Origin of the sequence: Qipengyuania sp., from assembly GCF_042095715.1 — a bacterium.
Taxonomy (GTDB): Bacteria; Pseudomonadota; Alphaproteobacteria; order Sphingomonadales; family Sphingomonadaceae; genus Qipengyuania.
Genome location: NZ_JBELMO010000002.1, coordinates 1 through 18,234, shown reverse-complemented (window position 1 = coordinate 18,234; position 18,234 = coordinate 1). Strand labels below are relative to the sequence as shown.

At 64.0% G+C, this 18,234-nt stretch carries 16 protein-coding genes and 1 tRNA gene; 14 read left to right on the top strand and 3 right to left on the bottom strand.

What is annotated here, in order from left to right; genetic code table 11:
• Window positions 1–17: 17 nt before the first annotated feature.
• The 10 genes from ACFDTG_RS00850 to ACFDTG_RS00805 all read left to right on the top strand — a co-directional run bounded on the left by ACFDTG_RS00850 (window position 18) and on the right by ACFDTG_RS00805 (window position 11,577).
• Window positions 18–1,544: an MFS transporter gene (locus ACFDTG_RS00850; RefSeq protein WP_375289184.1), complete on the top strand. Its 1,527-nt coding sequence runs from the start codon at window positions 18–20 to the stop codon at window positions 1,542–1,544.
• A complete protein-coding gene (locus tag ACFDTG_RS00845) occupies window positions 1,541–2,431 on the top strand; it encodes an ROK family protein (RefSeq protein WP_375289183.1) in 891 nt (296 codons plus the stop codon). Before ACFDTG_RS00850 ends, ACFDTG_RS00845 begins: the two co-directional genes overlap by 4 nt.
• Window positions 2,428–3,897, top strand: coding sequence for an alpha-amylase family glycosyl hydrolase (locus ACFDTG_RS00840; RefSeq protein ID WP_375289181.1), 1,470 nt, complete (start codon window positions 2,428–2,430; stop codon window positions 3,895–3,897). The genes ACFDTG_RS00845 and ACFDTG_RS00840 overlap by 4 nt, the downstream gene beginning before the upstream one ends.
• 233 nt (window positions 3,898–4,130) lie before the next feature.
• Window positions 4,131–4,238: an enoyl-CoA hydratase gene (locus ACFDTG_RS00835; protein WP_375289180.1), complete on the top strand. Its 108-nt coding sequence runs from the start codon at window positions 4,131–4,133 to the stop codon at window positions 4,236–4,238.
• A 176-nt stretch (window positions 4,239–4,414) separates the two neighbouring features.
• The gene (locus ACFDTG_RS00830) at window positions 4,415–5,452 is read left to right on the top strand and encodes a serine hydrolase domain-containing protein (protein WP_375289179.1); all 1,038 of its coding nucleotides are present in this window, start codon (window positions 4,415–4,417) and stop codon (window positions 5,450–5,452) included.
• A gap of 247 nt (window positions 5,453–5,699) precedes the next feature.
• Window positions 5,700–6,284 carry a TMEM165/GDT1 family protein gene (locus ACFDTG_RS00825; RefSeq protein ID WP_375289178.1) on the top strand — a complete coding sequence of 195 codons (585 nt, stop codon included), beginning with the start codon at window positions 5,700–5,702 and terminating at the stop codon, window positions 6,282–6,284.
• Between the two features lie 62 nt (window positions 6,285–6,346).
• Entirely contained in the window at window positions 6,347–9,073 is a 2,727-nt protein-coding gene (locus ACFDTG_RS00820; RefSeq protein ID WP_375289177.1) for a phosphoenolpyruvate carboxylase, read from the top strand.
• A 91-nt stretch (window positions 9,074–9,164) separates the two neighbouring features.
• Complete coding sequence (locus ACFDTG_RS00815; protein ID WP_375289176.1) at window positions 9,165–10,667, top strand: flavin-containing monooxygenase; 1,503 nt, start codon at window positions 9,165–9,167, stop codon at window positions 10,665–10,667.
• A gap of 13 nt (window positions 10,668–10,680) precedes the next feature.
• Window positions 10,681–11,448, top strand: a complete 768-nt coding sequence (locus ACFDTG_RS00810) for a competence/damage-inducible protein A (RefSeq protein WP_375289175.1) — start codon at window positions 10,681–10,683, stop codon at window positions 11,446–11,448.
• 55 nt (window positions 11,449–11,503) lie between these two features.
• Window positions 11,504–11,577, top strand: a tRNA-Gly gene (locus ACFDTG_RS00805).
• Window positions 11,578–11,630: 53 nt separating this feature from the next.
• On the opposite strand, the gene ACFDTG_RS00800 is transcribed toward ACFDTG_RS00805, so the two are convergent.
• Complete coding sequence (locus ACFDTG_RS00800; protein WP_375289174.1) at window positions 11,631–12,704, bottom strand: PLP-dependent cysteine synthase family protein; 1,074 nt, start codon at window positions 12,702–12,704, stop codon at window positions 11,631–11,633.
• A gap of 173 nt (window positions 12,705–12,877) precedes the next feature.
• Here ACFDTG_RS00800 and ACFDTG_RS00795 point away from each other — a divergent pair, with 173 nt between their 5' ends.
• The 3 genes from ACFDTG_RS00795 (at window position 12,878) to ACFDTG_RS00785 (ending at window position 14,498) form a co-directional block, all read left to right on the top strand.
• On the top strand, window positions 12,878–13,339 hold the full coding sequence (locus ACFDTG_RS00795; RefSeq protein WP_375289173.1) for a Dps family protein: 462 nt from the start codon (window positions 12,878–12,880) through the stop codon (window positions 13,337–13,339).
• A 68-nt stretch (window positions 13,340–13,407) separates the two neighbouring features.
• Window positions 13,408–14,028, top strand: coding sequence for a 6-phosphogluconolactonase (locus ACFDTG_RS00790; protein ID WP_375289172.1), 621 nt, complete (start codon window positions 13,408–13,410; stop codon window positions 14,026–14,028).
• On the top strand, window positions 14,025–14,498 hold the full coding sequence (locus ACFDTG_RS00785) for an NUDIX hydrolase (protein ID WP_375289171.1): 474 nt from the start codon (window positions 14,025–14,027) through the stop codon (window positions 14,496–14,498). The genes ACFDTG_RS00790 and ACFDTG_RS00785 overlap by 4 nt, the downstream gene beginning before the upstream one ends.
• Here the strand turns inward: ACFDTG_RS00785 and dinB are convergent.
• Window positions 14,485–15,609: a DNA polymerase IV gene (gene dinB, locus ACFDTG_RS00780; protein ID WP_375289170.1), complete on the bottom strand. Its 1,125-nt coding sequence runs from the start codon at window positions 15,607–15,609 to the stop codon at window positions 14,485–14,487. The two genes, ACFDTG_RS00785 and dinB, sit on opposite strands and share 14 nt — an antisense overlap.
• Before the next feature lie 64 nt (window positions 15,610–15,673).
• Between dinB and ACFDTG_RS00775 the strand changes: the two genes are divergently transcribed.
• Window positions 15,674–16,939: a multidrug effflux MFS transporter gene (locus ACFDTG_RS00775; RefSeq protein WP_375289297.1), complete on the top strand. Its 1,266-nt coding sequence runs from the start codon at window positions 15,674–15,676 to the stop codon at window positions 16,937–16,939.
• A 113-nt stretch (window positions 16,940–17,052) separates the two neighbouring features.
• Here ACFDTG_RS00775 and ACFDTG_RS00770 read toward each other — a convergent pair.
• Window positions 17,053–18,234 (bottom strand): biotin/lipoyl-containing protein (locus tag ACFDTG_RS00770; RefSeq protein ID WP_375289169.1); only part of this gene is annotated, 1,182 nt, incomplete at its 5' end.

Sequence of the window (18,234 nt, the reverse complement as noted above, 5' to 3'; positions counted from 1 at the left end):
CAGGGAGTAGAGTGTCAATGGATCAGGTCGCCACCATGGCCGGATCGCAGGAAAAGCCGCGCCAGAGCTTCGCTGGCCTGTGGAACATCAGCTTCGGCTTTTTCGGCATCCAGATCGGCTTTGCGTTGCAGAATGCGAACATGAGCCGGGTTTTTCAGACGCTTGGCTCCAGTATCGACGACCTGCCCGCGCTTTGGGTGGCCGCACCGCTGACCGGCCTGATCGTCCAGCCCATCATCGGCCATCTGAGCGACCGCACTTGGAACCGCCTTGGGCGCAGACGGCCGTATTTCCTGACCGGCGCGGTGCTGTCCGCGCTGGCGCTGCTTCTGATGCCGTTGTCCCCCGCCTTCGGTGCGCCGCTACTGTTTGCCGCTGCCATGCTGTGGCTGCTCGATGCCAGCCTCAATATCTCGATGGAGCCATTCCGCGCCTTCGTGGGTGACATGCTGCGCACGGACCAGCACGCCGCGGGCTACGCCGTGCAGACCGCCTTCATCGGCGCGGGGGCCGTGGTCGGATCGATTTTTCCGTTTGTTCTGGAGCATTTGGGGGTCGCCAATGTCGCCGCGGATGGCGGCATTCCGGACACCGTCAAATGGAGCTTCTGGGCGGGGGGTGCCGCGCTTCTCTTGGCGGTCTTGTGGACGATCCTTACCACGCGGGAATACAGTCCCGACGAGTTGTCCCGCTTTGCCGGGGAGCCGGTGCCGAAACCCGCCTCCGCGGTCCAGGCCCTGGTCAGCAAAAGCTATCTGGCGAGCGCGGCGTGGATTGCCGCTGGCTTGGTTGTCGTGATCGCAGTCGATGCGCTGGGCCTGGAAAAGGAAGTGCTGCTTCTGGGAGCGCTACTGGCGGTGTATGGTCTGCTGAGCGCGACCGGTATCTACCTTGCAAAACAGGGCCATAGCGCGAACATGCTATCCAGCATCGTGGGCGATTTCGCCGGTATGCCGGCGGTGATGAAGCGGCTGGCACTGGTCCAGTTCTTCAGCTGGAGCGCACTGTTCATCATGTGGATCAACACCACGCCCGTGGTGACGCAGTATGTTTTCGGCAGCACCGACACCGCCAGCGCGGCCTATAACGAGGGCGCCAATTGGGTGAATGTCTTGTTCACCGTGTACAATGGGATAGCGGCCGTCGCCGCGCTCGCGCTGCTGCCGGCGATGAGCCGCCGCTTCGGGCAGGTGGCCACACATTCGATCTGTCTCACCATCGGGGCCGCCGGGTTCCTGATGTTCTTCCTGGTGCGCGATGCGCAGGCGCTGCTGCTGGCGGAGGTGGGGATCGGCATCGCATGGGCGAGCATCCTGGCCATGCCCTACGCCATTTTGGCGAGCAATCTGCCGCAGGCGAAGCTCGGGGTTTTCATGGGCCTTTTCAATATTTTCATCGTCGTGCCGCAGCTTTTGGTGGCAACGGTCATGGGGTCGATCATGCAGGCGTTCTTCCCCGGGGAGCCGGTGTGGACCATGCTGTTCGCCGCCGCCAGCTGGCTGATCGCGGCACTTGCCATGCTCCGCGTCAGGGCCGCGCTATGAGCCTGATCGGCGCAGTCGAGGCGGGGGGCACCAAGTTTGTCCTGGCGGTCGCGAGAGATGTCGATCACCCGCTCGATCGCCACAGGATTTCGACCGATCATCCCACTGAAACACTTCGATCGGTGCGTGAATGGTTCGCGCTCATGGCCGAACGGCATGGACCCATCGCAGCCTTCGGGATCGGCAGCTTCGGACCCATCGGGATCGATCCTGCCAAGCCCGATTACGGGACCTATCTCTCCACGGTGAAGCCGGGCTGGAAGGGCGCCAGCCTGACCGACGCGCTGCGCCAGTTCGGCGTGCCCGTTGCCATCGACACCGACGTCAACGCCGCCGCCCTCGCCGAAGCTCTACACGGTGTGGGCCGGGGCCGCAGCACGATCGCCTATACCACGGTGGGGACCGGCATCGGCACGGGCGTGGTCAGTCGCGGCCGCGTGCTGGTGGGCGAATCGCATTTCGAGACCGGCCATTTCCACCCCCCGCGCGATCCGGCGCGCGACCCATTCGAGGGTGTCTGCGGCTATCACGGCGATTGCCTGGAGGGGCTGGCAAGCGGCCCTGCGATCGAGCGACGCTGGGGCCACGACCTTTCCCACGCCAGCGCGGAGCAGATCGATCTCATCGCCAGCTATTTGGCCCACCTCGCCGGTATTCTGGTCGGCTTCCACCGCCCTGAGCTGATGGTATTCGGCGGCGGGGTCATGCATGCGCCCGGACTGATCGAGCGATTGCGCGTCCGCGTCGCCGAGGGGTTGGCGGGATATCTGCCCGAATGGAGCGGGGACCTTACCGGGCGCATCGTCCTGCCGCAGCTCGGCGACGACGCCGGAATCACCGGCGCCCTGGAACTTGGCCGCCGCGCCCGAGACGGAGAATTGTTATGACCATGTCCCGTATCCTTCCAGGCCCCCTCCTGTCCGGGATCGCCGCGCTCGCCCTGATCGCGGGCGGCGCCTATGCGATGACGGGGACGCCGGAAGAGCCCGGAACCGGCTCGTCGGACTGGGCCCCGCGCGACAAAGTCACCATCGAGCATCCCGAATGGTCGAAGGATGCGATCCTCTACCAGATCAACACCCGCCAGTTCACGCCCGAGGGCACCTTCAAGGCCGCGCAGGCCGAGCTCCCGCGTCTTAAGGCGCTGGGCGTCGATATCCTGTGGCTGATGCCGATCCATCCGATCGGGGAGGAAAACCGCAAGGGCACGCTGGGCAGCCCCTATGCCGTGAAGGACTATTACGCGGTCAATCCCGAGTTCGGCACGGAGGCGGATTTCAAGGCTTTCGTCGATGCCGCCCACGCGCAGGGCTTCCACGTTATCCTGGATCTCGTCGCAAATCACACTGCCTGGGACAACCCGCTCGCGAGCGAACATCCGGATTGGTACGAGAAGAGCTGGGACGGCCAGTTCCGGCCCACGCCGTGGTGGGACTGGACCGACATCATCGATCTCGACTGGTCGAAACCCGGCGTGCGCGAGCATGTCGGTGGCGCAATGGAAAAATGGGTTCGCGATTTCGGCGTCGACGGCTTCCGCGCGGATGTTGCGGGATATATCCCGCTGGATTTCTGGGAAACCATGCGAACCCGGCTGAAGGCGATCCGCCCTGTCTTCATGCTGGGCGAAGTGCAGCAGACCGCCTTCCACTTCGCCGCCTTCGACGCGACCTATGCCTGGGACTGGCACAACACCGCCAAAAAAGTGGCTTTGGGCGAGGCGGACCCAACCGCCTTCTATGGCTATTACGCCGAGAACGAGAGCCTGTGGCCCCGCTCCGCCATGCGCATGACCTATATCGAGAACCATGATTCCAACGCCTGGGAAGGCACCGTGGAAGAAAACTACGGCGCCAATCTGGAACCGATCACGGTGCTGAGTTTCATGGGCGAGGGTATCCCGTTGGTCTACAACGGCATGGAGGCCTGCAACGTCAAACGGCTGGAGTTCTTCGAGAAGGACCCCATCGACTGGAACAAGGGCGAAAGCTGCACCTATGGCGCGTTGCTCCGAGACCTGATCGCCTTCCGCAAGGCCAACCCCGCGCTCGCGAACGGGCAATGGGGCGCGCGTATGGTGAAGGTTGAAACCGACGTGCCGCAGAAAATCTTCGCCTGGGTGCGGCAGGAAGGCAGCGACAAGGTGCTGGCCCTTTTCAACTTCGCTGCGGCGCCGGTGACCGCGACCTTTGCCGATGCCCTGCCTGCCAGCACCTACAGGGAATTCGGCAAGGACGAGAGTGTGACGGTGAAGCCGGGCGATGCGATGACGGTGCCCGCCCACGGTTACCGCCTGCTATCCACTGACACAGCCCGCAGCAGCGCCCCGCCGATCATGCGCGAAGAGGGATAGGAACCGCGAGGCCTGGCCCTCGTCGCGAGCGAGGCGGGTTGCTCCCCAACTGTTGGCAATTTCCACCGATCCTTGCGGATCCGTCCTCCGTCAAGAACCACTCTCGACGGCCAACCCATTGAAAACATAATGGTGCCAAGTTTGGCACGCCTCCTGCAATCCATGTGATGTCCAGCGGCAGCGTCCCTCTGGAGACGGAATTAAAGGCCAATCGGCCAAACAGGAGACATCACATGACCAACACCGCCAGCAACCTCTTCGCCGCAGCATTTTCCATCGCTCTCTCGGTCGGCCTGTTCGCCTATGCGATCATCCCCGCCAGCCCCACGACCTTCGTCTGATAGCTTGGCTAACGCGAGCGGGCGGCTTGTGCGGTTGCCCCTCGAATGCGCTGCAGCGGCGACACGCTAACAAAATGGCGGAACTGGGCGTCGCGGCGGGCGCTTGAAGGGCATTCATGCGCACAAATTGCCCCGCCACGAATCTCACAAGCCCCTGGCGTTTCGCAGGCCTCCTTGTGGCCGCTTTCTCGCTTGCCATCGCAAGCTGCGGGGCGGCCAGCGACACCGCGCCGCGCGAGAACTGGGAAGAGGCCGCGCCACCGACCCGCGGCCTTGATCGGGAGCGGGTGGACGCGACTCTGCTGCGCGCCGCCGAACTGCCCAATTTGCGTTCGCTGATCGTCATGCGCAACGGCGAGGAGCTTGTCGCGCAGCGCTTCAACGGCGGTCCCGATCTCGACCGCACAGTGAATATCAAGTCGGCGTCCAAATCGGTCATGTCTGCCCTGGTGGGCATCGCGATCGAGCGCGGGGTGCTCGATGGCGTGGAACAGCCGGTTCTGAGCGAACTGCGCCCATACGCGCCGCAACAGCCCGATCCGCGGCTGGGCCGGGTAACGGTGGGCAATCTTCTGTCGATGCAGGCAGGGCTCGCGCGCACATCGGGCGATAATTACGGACGCTGGGTGTCGAGCCCGAACTGGGTGCGATACGCCCTGTCGCAGCCTTTCGTGGAAGAGCCGGGGGGCGCGATGCTGTATTCGACCGGCAGCACCCATCTGCTTTCCGCCATGCTGACCGAAGCGTCCGGTCGATCCACCTGGGCACTCGCTCAGGAATGGCTGGCGGAGCCTTTGGGCGTTCAGATCCCCCAGTGGGAACGCGATCCACAGGGCATCTATCTCGGCGGCAATCAGATGGCGATGAGCCCGCGCGGCATGGCGCGCTTCGGCGAGCTCTATCGTCTGGGCGGCACGATCGACGGCACGCAGATAGTGCCGGAGGCGTGGATAGAGCGAAGCTGGACCAAGGCCACGACATCCCCGTGGAGCGGGCAGGGCTACGGATATGGCTGGTTCATCGCTGAGGCGAGCGGGCATCCTGTTTATTTTGCCTGGGGATATGGCGGGCAGATGATCTACATCGTGCCCTCACTGGCGCTGACCGTGGTGATGACATCCGGCACCGATGTCGAGCGCGGAAGCGGGCATATCGGCGCGCTATGGACCCTGCTGAGCGAGGGTATCGTCCCCGCCGCAGAGATCGGGGCCTGACCCGGAGACGGTTGCTTACCTCCTGCGGTGGAGCTACCGACTCCCCGTCGTTTGGGGAGTAGCGCGCCGCGTTGTTGTGGTGCCTTCGCGTCAACATGCTTGGTCGAGAGGCCATGGCGCCCAGGGTTTGGAAATCCGCCAGTCGGAATTCCATTCGTGCGAGACCGGCGACACCTGACTTCCGCCTGGCCGGGCGGGAGGTGAGGTGTCGTTGCCGTTTCGAATGCCCGGCCGGAGTATTCTTCGCATGGAACCACTTTTCACCTCCACCGCCGTGGTCGCACTGGCCGAGATCGGCGACAAGACGATGTTGCTGGCGATCCTGCTCGCCACCCGGTTTCGCAAGCCCTTTCCCATCGTCCTGGGCATTCTGGTCGCGACGCTGGCCAATCACGGTATCGCCGCCTTTCTCGGGCAATCCATCGCGTCCTGGTTGCAGGGCCCGTGGTTCAGGATCGCGGTGGGCGTCAGCTTCATCGCCATGGCCGCTTGGACGCTGGTGCCCGACAAGCTGGACGACGAAGAGACCGTGAAGACGCCGCGCCTGGGCGCCTTCCTCACCACCACCATCGCTTTTTTCGTCGTGGAAATCGGCGACAAGACGCAGATCGCCACCATTGCGCTGGGGGCTCAGTTCGGCAATGTGCTGCTGGTGACGCTGGGCACCACGCTGGGAATGATGATCGCCAATGTGCCTGCGGTCTATTTCGGCAATGCGATCGTGGAGCGGGTGTCGCTCAAATGGGTGCGGATCATCGCGGCGCTGCTGTTCCTGGTCATCGGGATATGGGTCATCTTGGCGGCATTTCCGCTGCTCGACACTGGCGGTTGATTGCGCGGCGTTGCTATTGCAATGCACAAATGTTTCTCGAACTCCCCAAGAGGAAGCCATAGATGATCGTCGACGAATTGCTCCAGCGCCTGCGCGAACTGGCCCAGCGGACCGCGGAGACACCGCTCTACAATCCGGTATTCCAGTTGAGCCACGAACTCAGCCGCCGGCTGGAGGGCGGCGATATCTCGCTGGACACCATCGCGAAGTGGATCGACGAGCTCTATGCGCTGGGGCTGGACAGCCGCGCGTCGCGCCTGGCACGCCTGCTGGCGAGCGCCTCGCCGCGCAGCGATGCGCCAGGTTTCGCGGCGTTCAAGGCACGTTGGGAGCATCCTGCGCTCCATGCCGTCTTCACCGCGCATCCGACCTTTCTGCTGAGCGCCGAGGAATATGAGTCGATCGCGCGTCGCGCGCTGGGGGAAAAGGTGGCGGCCCCCTCGTCGGACAAGGCCGAGATCACCCTGCCCTACGAACATGCGCGCGCGATGGCGGCCATCGCCAATGCGCAGAACGCGCGCGACCGGATCGTGAGCGAATTGGTCCGCACGGCGCACCAGCGCTGGCCCGACGAATGGCGCGGATTCGAACCTCTCCCGTTCCGTTTCGCGACCTGGGTGGGTTACGACATGGACGGGCGCACCGACATTAAGTGGCACACCTCCATCGGCTTCCGTCTGGCCGAGAAATCGGAGCGGCTGGCCCGATATGTCGAGCAGCTCGAAGCGATCGACGATGGCCATCCGCTGCTGGACACGCTGCGCCCCGCCGCCGACTATGCCGCCGCGCGAGCCGCCGATTTCGCGGGCGAGCTGGACGATCCTGCCGAACTGTCCGAAGCCGCCAACCGCCTCACCGCCGACGATCCCGCCAAGTTGCTCAGCCTGGCGCCCCTGATCACGTCGCTGGAGGAAGAGGCCGCCACTGCCGAGGGCGAGCGGGCGGTTGCGCTCAAGACCCTGGCCGCAGCCATGCGGGCCGATGGCCTTGGCATGGGATGGGTGCATTTCCGCGTCAATGCCAAGCAGCTTCACAACGCGCTGCGCCAGCACCTGCCCGAGCGCGAGGATCTCGACATGGCAAGCCGCACGGCCATCGCCGCGCTGCGCCAGTTGCTGGAAGAAACGCAGCCCTTGCGGGCCAATTTCGCCGCGCTCGCCATCGAAAGCAGCACCGCGATCCGCCAGTTCCTCGCCATGAGCGAGATCCTGAAGCACATCGACGCCGATCAGCCGATCCGCATGCTGATCGCGGAATGCGAACAACCCGCTACGGTGCTCGTGGCGCTGTATTTCGCGCGGCTCTTCGGGATCGAGGACAAGGTGGACGTCTCCCCCCTGTTCGAGACCGAGGAAGCGCTGGAACATGGCGGGCGTCTGCTCGACGCGCTGCTACAGGAAGAGACCTTCCAGAACTACGCCAGAAAGCGCGGGCGGATCGCCATCCAGACCGGGTTTTCCGATGCCGGGCGCTTCCTGGGCCAGATCCCCGCCAGCCTCGCCATCGAACGCCTTCAGGGGCGCCTCGCCGAGGCGATGGCGAGAAACGGCCTGACCGAGGTCGCCGCGCTCGTCTTCGACACGCATGGCGAGGGGATGGGTCGCGGCGCGCACCCGGCGAGCCTGGCCGACCGGCTGGAATGGCCGCTGTCCCCGTGGGCGCGCTGCAAGTTCGCCAGCGCGGGCATCGCCCTGGAAGCGGAAGCCAGCTTCCAGGGCGGCGACGGTTACGTCTGGTTCGCCACCGAGGAGATGGCTTACAAGACCCTGTCCGCCATTGCCGCGCTCTCGGGAGAATGGTCCACCGAGAACGACGATCCCTTCTATCGCCGTACCGACCTGAGCCTCGATTTCTATCGTGCCATCAAGGACGACCAGCGGCGCTATCTCGCCAGCCGCACCTATGCGCGCGCCATCACCGCTTTCGGTCTTGGCCTCGTCCCCACCACCGGAAGCCGCAAGGCCCGACGCCAGTCGGACCTGACGGCGGATCGCGAGATGAGCCTGCGCCAGATCCGCGCGATCCCGCACAATGCGGTGCTGCAACAGCTTGGCTATCCGGTGAACATCATCGCCGGCTTCGGCACCGCGTCGGAAGGGCAGTTCGAGGAGCTATCCACCCTTCTCGCGGACAGCGCGCGCGGGCGCCAGATCGTGCGGCTGGTGCGCGCCTCCAATGCTCTCGGCAGCATCAAGACCGTGGCCGCCTTCGGGGAGCTGTTCAATTCCGCCTATTGGGCCAGCCGCCCTTATCGCGGCACCGAGGATTCGATCGCCCATGCCTGCGAAACGCTGGCGGGCCATCTGCTCGACGATGACAGGGCCGGCACCTTTCGGCGCATGGCCGCAAGGCTGCGCGTGGACGGGCTGAAGCTGCACCGGATGCTGGACATGATGCCGGACGAGGCGCCCATGCCCGATCGCGAGCATACCCGCCGCGTTATCGGCGTGCTGCAGGCCCTGCGCCTGACACTGTTGATGCATATGCTGCTGAAAGCCGTGTCGATCCCAGCCTTTAGCCGCGCCAACGACATTAGCCGGGAAGATGTGCTGGAGATGATCTTCAGCCTGCGCGTGGACGATGCTCTCGCCCAACTGCGGCGGGCCTTTCCCACCCGATTCCCCGGATTGTCCGATTTCGCGATGGACGAATCCGCGGACTATCCGGCCAGCGAGACGCGCGGATATGCGGCGCTTCATGCAGGTTATATCGATCCGATCGAGCGTGCCCACACCTTGTCGCTGCGCGTCGCCACCGCCATCGCCAACGAGTTCGGGGCCTTCGGCTAGTCGGGGCATCCCTGCGGGTCGGTTTCCAATTGCAACCAAGGCTGGCACTCGACTTCGGAGTCGGGTAAACCTCCCGGTCGGGAGAAAGACAATGGCGCAAACGGCCACCGATTTCGACGTCCTGATCGTGGGCGCGGGCATCTCGGGCATCGGGATGGCTGCTCACATGGGCATGAGAAGCCCGGATCGCAGCTACGCCATTCTGGAACGGCGGGACGATCTGGGCGGGACCTGGGATCTGTTCAAATATCCGGGCATCCGTTCGGATTCGGACATGCATACGCTCGGCTTCGCGTTCGAACCCTGGCGGCACGAGAAATCGATCGCGGACGCCCCCGCCATTCTCGATTACCTTCACCGCATCGTAGACGAACGCGGCATCCGCGAACATATCCGCTTCGGCCACAAGGTGCTTTCCGCCGATTTCGACAGCGCGACGGCGCGCTGGCAGGTTACCGTCGCGCTCGCCGATGGAGAGCGCAAGCGGCTGACCGCCAATTGGCTCTATCTCGGCTCCGGCTATTACGATTATGACGAGCCGTTCGATCCCGGCTTCGATTTCGGCGCGTTCACCGGGCAGGTCGTGCATCCGCAGTTCTGGCCCGAAGATCTGGACTATGCGGGCAAGAAGGTCGTCGTGATCGGCAGTGGTGCCACCGCCGTCACCATCGCGCCCTCCATGGCGAAGACGGCCGCACACGTCACAATGCTCCAACGCACGCCGACATGGATGTTCAGCCGCCCGGCCAAGGATGGATTTGCAAATTTCCTGCGCAAATGGCTGCCCGAGAAGGTCGCCTACGACATCACCCGATGGAAGAACATCACGCTGCAGGACAAGGGCTTTAAGCGCGCGCGCGAGAAACCGCAGAAAATGGCGGAATGGCTGCACAAGCGCATCCGCAAGATCATGGGTAAGGATTTCGACGTCACGCCCTTCACCCCGCCCTACGATCCGTGGGACCAGCGGTTGTGCCTCGTCCCCGACGCCGATCTGTTCGAGGCGATGAAGGCGGGCAAGGCGGATGTCGTGACCGGACGGATTTCGGCTTTCGAGAAGGGCGGCGTGAGACTGGAGGATGGGCAGCACATCGATGCCGATATCGTCGTAACTGCCACGGGCCTCAAACTCGCGGTCGCGGGCAAGATCGCAGTCAGCGTCGATGGCGATCCGGTCGATTTCGCCCGGCATTTCTATTACAAGGGCTGCATGTTCTCCAATGTGCCGAACCTTGCCGTGGTGTTCGGCTATCTCAACGCAAGCTGGACTTTGCGAGCCGACATCAATTCCGAATATGTGTGCCGCGTGCTCAACCACATGAAGGCATCCGGAGCCGAGATCGCCGTCCCCGTCCTCGCCGCCGACCACGGCCTGGAAGAAGACGATGTGTTCGATTTTTCTTCCGGCTACATCCAGCGTTCCAAGCACATCATGCCCCGCAACGCTGTGGCCTATCCGTGGCGTCTCAATCAGGAGTACGTGATCGATCGCAAACGCATGCGCGATGATCCGGTGGATGATGGCATCCTGACTTTCCGCGCTGCGGGCGGCCAGCCCGAACGCGGTTCGGAGTTGCTCGAAGCCGCCGAATAGCTATCACCGGCGCATGACATCCCGCATCTTCACCGCCGGCCTCGTCGTGATCGGCGACGAAATCCTGTCCGGCCGCACGCATGACAAGAACATCGCGCAGGTCGCAAGCTGGCTGCAGGTGCAGGGCATCCGCCTGGCCGAAGTGCGCGTGGTGCCCGATGTGATCGAACGGATCGTGGACGCCGTGAACGTGCTGCGCGAAAGCTACGACTATCTGTTCACCACCGGCGGGATCGGCCCCACGCACGACGACATTACGGTCGACGCGGTGGCCCAGGCGCTGGGCGTTTCCGTGGTCATCCACCCCGACGCCCGCGCCATTCTGGAGAAGTATTACGCCGACAAGGGCGGCCTCAACGAAGGGCGCCTGCGCATGGCCCGCGTGCCCGAGGGGGCCGACCTCATTCCGAACCGCATGTCGGGGGCACCCGGTATCCGCATCGGCAATTGCCATCTGATGGCGGGTGTTCCGCACATCACCGCCGGCATGCTGGACGCGTTGACCGGCACCCTGGAAGGCGGCGCCCCCCTGATGTCGGAAACGGTTGGCGGCTATATTCCCGAAAGCGAGGTTTCGGCCCTGCTGCGCGATACCGAGAAAGCGCATGCCGAATGCCAGATCGGCAGCTATCCCTTCTTCCGCGAAGGCAAGGTGGGATCGAATTTCGTGGTCAGATCGACCGATTCCGCGGCACTGGCCGCCTGCGTGCGCGACCTGACCGACGGGTTGGACGAAGCGGGCTTCGCCTGGCAACCGGGCGGAGTCGCCCTCAGCCGCTAGGCGAAGTCGGTCATTGACCGAATCTCCCCCACACGGCAAAGCGCCGATCCCGCGCGCGGGTGTAGCTCAATGGTAGAGCAGCAGCTTCCCAAGCTGACGACGAGGGTTCGATTCCCTTCACCCGCTCCAGCGCAGACCGACATCGCGGTCGTGAGTCAGCGGATGTCCCCCGTAGCCGCCGGTCAAAGAGCGGCGAAATTCCCGGTTTCGAAGAAATGCGCGATGCGGGCCCGGTCCGGCGCCACATCGAGATCCTTATCCGCAAGCCAGGCCTCGTCGAAAATCGTATCGGTATAGCGCGCGCCGTCGTCGCACAGGATCGACACGATCGATCCTTTCTCCCCCCGCGCGGCCATCTCCGCCGCAATTGTGGCGCAGGCCCAGACGTTGGTCCCGGTCGAGCCTCCGCAGCGCCGTCCGAGCCGCTCGCTCACTTCATGCGCGGCGCCGATGGACGCGGTGTCGCGGACAGCTTCCATGCGGTCCACGACATCGGGCAGGAAGCTTGGCTCGACACGCTGCCGCCCGATCCCCTCGATACATCCGGACGCATGGTCGACCCGCAGGATCGACCGGTCGGCCCAGTGGCGATGGAAGACCGACCCCTCGGGATCGGCGACGCAGATCTGCGTATCGTGCCGATTGTAGCGCGCGAAGCGACCGATGGTGGCGGAGGTGCCGCCGGTGCCCGCGCCGCAGACGATCCAGGTGGGCACGGGATAGGGCTCGCGCGCCATCTGCGCGAAGATCGACTGGGCGATGTTGTTGTTGGCCCGCCAGTCTGTCGCCCGTTCTGCGAAGGTGAACTGGTCGATGTAATGACCGTCCAGTTCGTCCGCTAGCGACTGCGCGACCTCATAGACCTGGGAGGGGCCGTCGACGAAATGGCATTCGCCGCCGTAAAAGGCGATGGCTTCGATCTTGGCGCGGGCGGTGGAACGCGGGACGACCGCGATGAACCGCAGCCCCAGCATGCGTGCGAAATATGCTTCGGAAACGGCCGTCGATCCGCTCGAGGCCTCGATGACCGGTGTTCCCTTGCGGATCCACCCGTTGCACAATCCATAGAGAAACAGCGAGCGTGCCAGCCGGTGCTTGAGGCTGCCGGTCGGGTGACTGGATTCGTCTTTCAGATAGATCGCGATATCGGGCAGGACGGGAACGGGAAGCGGGATGAGATGCGTATCCGCCGACCTGTTGAAATCGGCCTCGATCCGGCCGATGGCCCAGTTTACCCATTCTCTCTGCGTCGCCATGCTGGCCCTTTTATCGAGTGGGCGCATTGCGGAAAGCCCCCCGCTCTAATTTTGGCTCGCCCGCTATTAATCGGTTTGGTTGATCTGTTTTATGAAACTTATCCAGGAAACCGCCCGAGGCGATCATGCGTTGGCAAACCAACTCCCATGTAATTTTCCTAGAGGGTAACACGATGGCCAATTCCGGCGACAATTCCAAAACCGCGATGATCGAACAGCTCAATGCCACGCTCGCGGATCATTTCGCGCTCTACATCAAGACGAAGAATTTTCACTGGCATCTCAAGGGTCCGCGCTTCCGCGATCTGCACCTGATGTTCGACGAGCAGGCGGCCGCGATCCTGGCGGTGACCGATCCGATGGCGGAGCGGGCGCGCAAGGTCGACGCATCGACGCTGACGTCCATCGGCTCCATCGCCAAGCACGCCCGCATCAAGGACCAGGATTCCACCAAGCTGGATGCCGACGCGATGGTGAAGGAACTGCACGCCGACAACGCCAAGGTCGTTGCCGATCTCAAGGCCCTGAAGGAGGCTGCGGAGGAAGCCGGCGACAATGCCACCAGCGCATTGGTGGACGAATGGCAGGACGCCGCCGAAGAACGGGTGTGGTTCCTGGGCCAGACGATGGCCTGACGGGCAAACGGTGGGCGGGCAGGCGATTACCCTTCCCCGTCCGCCTGTTTGCCAATAGGCTTGGTCCCATGGGCAAGATCACCATCATCGAATGCAGCGACGACGCTGCCATAGCCGCATGGCTGGCCGAGAGGCTGGAAGCGGCCTTCGCAGCGACCGAAGGCCCGGTCACCATTACCGTGCCGGGTGGATCCACGCCCTTTCCGATCATCGAAACCCTATTGCGCCGCGATCTGCCCTGGCATCGCCTCGTCGTCTGGCCGAACGACGACAGGATCGTGGCGGAGGACCACCCGGCCTCCAACACAGGAAAGCTGCGCGCCCTCTTCGAGCCCGCGGGTGCGGAAGTGGCGACCCTGACCATTATGGAGCAGGTCCCGCCCTTCGTACTGGCGTGGCTGGGCATGGGTGCGGACGGGCATATCGCATCGCTCTTTCCGAACACCGATCCGCGCGCGGATGAAACCAGGCCGATCGTCAGTTTGACGCCCGATCCGCTGCCGCCGGAAGCGCCCTTCGACCGTATCAGCCTGACGATGCCCGCGCTGCTGGCGAGCGAGGCCATCGTGTTCGTAGCGCGGGGCGCTGAGAAACGCGCGGTATTCGATGCCGCGCGCGAGGGTGCCAGCGACACCCCCGTTGCCCGTCTCCTGGCCGCGGCGGCGCAGCCGATCACCTATTTCGCATGATCGATCGCGCGTTTCGCGTCGCGCTCAACATTGCCCATACGGTCCGTCATCGCTGGCGGCGCTGGCGCAAGGTTCACCTCCACGGCGTGAGCATGGTGGCACGCGATTTGGATGGCAAGCTGCTCCTCGTCAGGCTCAGCTATGCCGAAGCCGGGTGGAGCTTTCCCGGCGGGGGAGCCCGGCGCGGCGAAGCGATGCGCGATGCAGCCATCCGTGAACTGACCGAAGAGACCGGGTGCAGTGCCAGCGCGGTGCGAGCGCTCGGAACATTCGAAGAGGTGGTTTCCGGCAGTCCCCATACCGCGCATATCTTCACCTGCATTACCGACAATGCGCCGAAGCCGGATGGGCGCGAGGTGGTGGAGGCGCGCTTCTTCCCCCTGCACTCGTTGCCTCATCCCTTGACCCCGCGAACGCAGGAACGGCTGGCCTTCTGGCAGGACCGCTCCGGAGCCGTCAAAGCAGATTGAGTTGCGCGTCGTCTGCCGGAGGGGCGGCGGCATCCCGTGCCCCCTCCAGCTTGGACAGGGTCAGCCCCATCAGCCTGATCGGTAGCGGCAAGGGCAGAACCTCGTCCAGCAAGCCACGGCTGACCTCGGCGAACTGCGACTTGTCGGCGATCGGCGCAGTCAGCGTGCGCGCCCGGCTCATGATCTGAAAATCTGTGTATTTCAGCTTGAGCGTGACGGTGCGTCCGCTCGCCTCGGCCCTTTCGATATAGCCCCACACGATGTCGATGATCGTTTCCAGCGTGTCGCGCAAAGCGGGGCCGCTCGAAATGTCCTCGGAAAAGGTGCGCTCTCCGCCAACCGATTTGCGAATGCGGCTCGAACGTACCGGCCGCAGATCGATGCCCCGCGCGGCGCGATAGAGATAATCGGCAAAGCTTCCGAAGTTCGAGCGGAGCCAGGCAATATCTTTTTCCGCCAGGTCGGCTCCGGTTTCGATGCCCAGCCGGGACATCTTTTCCGCGCCGCGCGGCCCCACCCCGTGGAAGCGGCGTACTGGCAGCCCTGCAACGAAGTCCGCGCCCGCGCCCGGCCGGATGACGCATAGCCCATCGGGCTTGTTCTGGTCGCTGGCGAGCTTGGCCAGCAACTTGTTGTAGCTCACCCCCGCGCTCGCGGTCAGCTTCGTCTTGGCCCGGATTTCCTGCCGGATCAGTTCGGCGATGCGCGTCGCCGAACCGATGCCGAGCTTGTCGGTGGTGACATCCAGATAGGCTTCGTCGAGGCTGAGCGGTTCGACCAGATCGGTGTGATGGCGGAAAATCGCGCGGATTTGCTGGCTGACCTCGCGGTAGACGTCGAACCGGCTCTTGCAGAAAATCAGGTCCGGGCACAGGCGCCGCGCGGTGACCGACGGCATGGCCGAACGCACGCCGAATTTGCGCGCTTCGTAGCTGGCGGCGGCAACCACACCCCGTCCGCTCGATCCGCCCACCGCCACGGGCTTGCCGCGCAGCTCGGGATTGTCGCGCTGCTCCACGCTGGCGAAGAAGGCGTCCATATCGACGTGGATGATCTTGCGCAGGCCCCTGGCCGCCTCGCCCTCGTCATTCCCTTCCTCGTCATCATCCATGATGGTGGGATAATGCCGCTGGTTGCAAATCGGAACCGCCCTCGCCACTTGGCGTTTTGTGCAGATGCGAATTGATCAACTGGCGGACGGTGAGCGCCCGCAGGCCGTTTCGGCCAAGCGAGCCGTCATCGGCGAACGCGAGCTGATCTGGATGATGGCGCTGCTGATGGCGTGCAACGCCTTCGGCATCGATTCCATCCTCCCCGCACTCGACGCCGTTGCCGGCGACCTGGGGGCCAGCGGCAACAGCAGGCAATTCGTGGTGGGCGCCTATCTGCTCGCGGCAGGTTTCGGAACGGTGGTGCCCGGCGCCTTCGCCGATCGATACGGGCGCCGACCGGTCCTGTTCACCGCATTGTTCTTTTACATCGCGTTTTCGATCCTCTGCGCGCTGGCGAGCAGCTTCGGCATGCTGGTGATCCTGCGTGCGGCACAGGGGTTCTTCGCGGCGGGGATCATCGCGCTTCCCCCGGCCATCATTCGCGACCGTGTGGGCGGGGACAAGATGGCGCGGATGATGAGCCTGATCTTCGTGATCTTCCTGATGGTTCCGGCCATCGCACCCAGTATCGGGCAAGGTGTGCTTTCCCTCTTAGGCGACTGGCGCTGGATCTTCGTTTCGATGGCGATCCTGGGCGCGGTGATGAGCGTGTGGGTCTATGTCCGCCTGCCGGAAACGCTGCATGAGGACGACCGGCAGGCCATCCACATCCCTACGATCCTGCGCAACATGACGAGCGCCGTCACCCTGCGGGAGACGATCGGATACACGCTGGGTAGCGCGCTGGTGTTCGGCGGCCTGTTCGGCTTCATCAATTCGAGCCAGCAATTGATCGGCGAGGCTTTCGGCGCTGGCGACGATTTCCCGATGATCTTCGCGATCTGCGCCGGGTGCATGGCGGTCGCGAACTGGTCGAACAGCCGGATCGTCGAACGCTATGGCGCGCGGCGCGTGAGCCATTTCGCACTGTTCGCGTTCATCGTGATCGCCGCAATCCAGCTGTATTTCGCCAACCAGCCCGATGAAACCCTGTGGACCTTCGTGCCGCTGATGGCCGCCAACATGAGCCTTCTGGGCTTCATCGGTGCGAACTTCGGCAGCATCGCGCTTCAACCCTTCCGCCATATTGCCGGGGCGGCCAGCAGCGCGCAGGGCTTCCTGCGCATGACGAGCGGCGCGGCGCTGGGCGCCTTCATCGGCTATGCGTATGACGGAACCGCACGGCCACTGGCGCTCGCCCTGCTGGCAACGGCGGTGCTGAGTCTGGCGTTCGTGCTGTTCAGCGAGAAAGGCGAGCTGTTCGGCGCGCCGGTGCCGGTTGACGACTGAGAGCGACGCGCGTTCTAGGTCGATGGTCGCTCTCGCGAAGGTGGGCCGGGAGCCTTAAGATTGGCGTCAAGTGAGCCTGGATCCCCGACTTCTCGGGGATGACGGCATCGCTGCTATTGCGACGGCTCCACCACGCACAGCACCGCCTCGACCTGAACCTGCCCGCCCTCGCTGGCGTTGAGCTCGGTCACGGTCCCGTCGAACGGCGCGGTGAGCGCGTGTTCCATCTTCATCGCCTCGAGCACCATCAGCCGCTGGCCGGCGGTGACGCTGTCGCCCTCAGCCACATCGACCGCGATGACCTTGCCCGGCATCGGGGCGAGAATCGCGCCGTCGGCGGCGGAGGCCGAACCCGTACCACGCGTTTCGAACGGCTTGAGGGCGAAGGTTTCCGCCATCTGGTTGACCCAGACGGTTTCGCCGTCATCGAACTGGAGAACGCCATCGAAGGGCTGCGCCGCGTCCCCGACCACGACTTCGGTACCGTGGGTCATCGCGACCTTGGTGCGCGGCGGAGCATTCAGGCGAAAGCCGTTGCGCGCGATCGTATCGCCATCGCTTCTGCGGGCCAGAAACGATATGGCCGCCTGATCGAGGGCGGCTTGCGACAAATCGACCGATGCGCTCCATTCCGGATTTCGTTCAATCAGGCCTGTATCCAGCATTGCGCCTTCGAATTCGTCCGAGGTGAGGGCCTGCAAAAGAAAAGGCGCATTGGTCTTGACTGGGTGGACGAGCAATTCCTCCAGACAGTCTTCCATCCGCCAGATCGCGGATTCCCGATCGTCCGCATGCACGACGAGCTTGGCGATCATCGGATCGTAGAAAGAGGAAATCTCATCGTATTGCTCTACGCCAGTTTCGATGCGGCTATATCCATCGTCGATCGAAAACATCTCAAGCCTTCCGATGCTAGGCAGAAACCCCTTCGCTGGGTCCTCGGCATAGAGGCGCGCTTCGATTGCCCAACCATCGATTGAGAGATCTTCCTGTTTCAATGGGATCGGTTCGCCGTTCGCCACGCGCAGCTGCCACTCGACCAAGTCCACCCCGGTGATCTCCTCGGTCACCGGATGCTCCACCTGAAGGCGCGTGTTCATTTCCATGAAGAAGATGCGGTCCGCCCTCAGCCCCTTGCTGGCGTCGGCGATGAATTCGATCGTGCCAGCGCCCTCGTAATCGACCGCCTTGGCCGCGCGGACGGCGGCGGCGCAGATGTCCTCGCGCGTCGCTTCGTCCATGCCGGGGGCGGGGGCTTCCTCAATCACCTTCTGGTGGCGGCGCTGGAGCGAGCA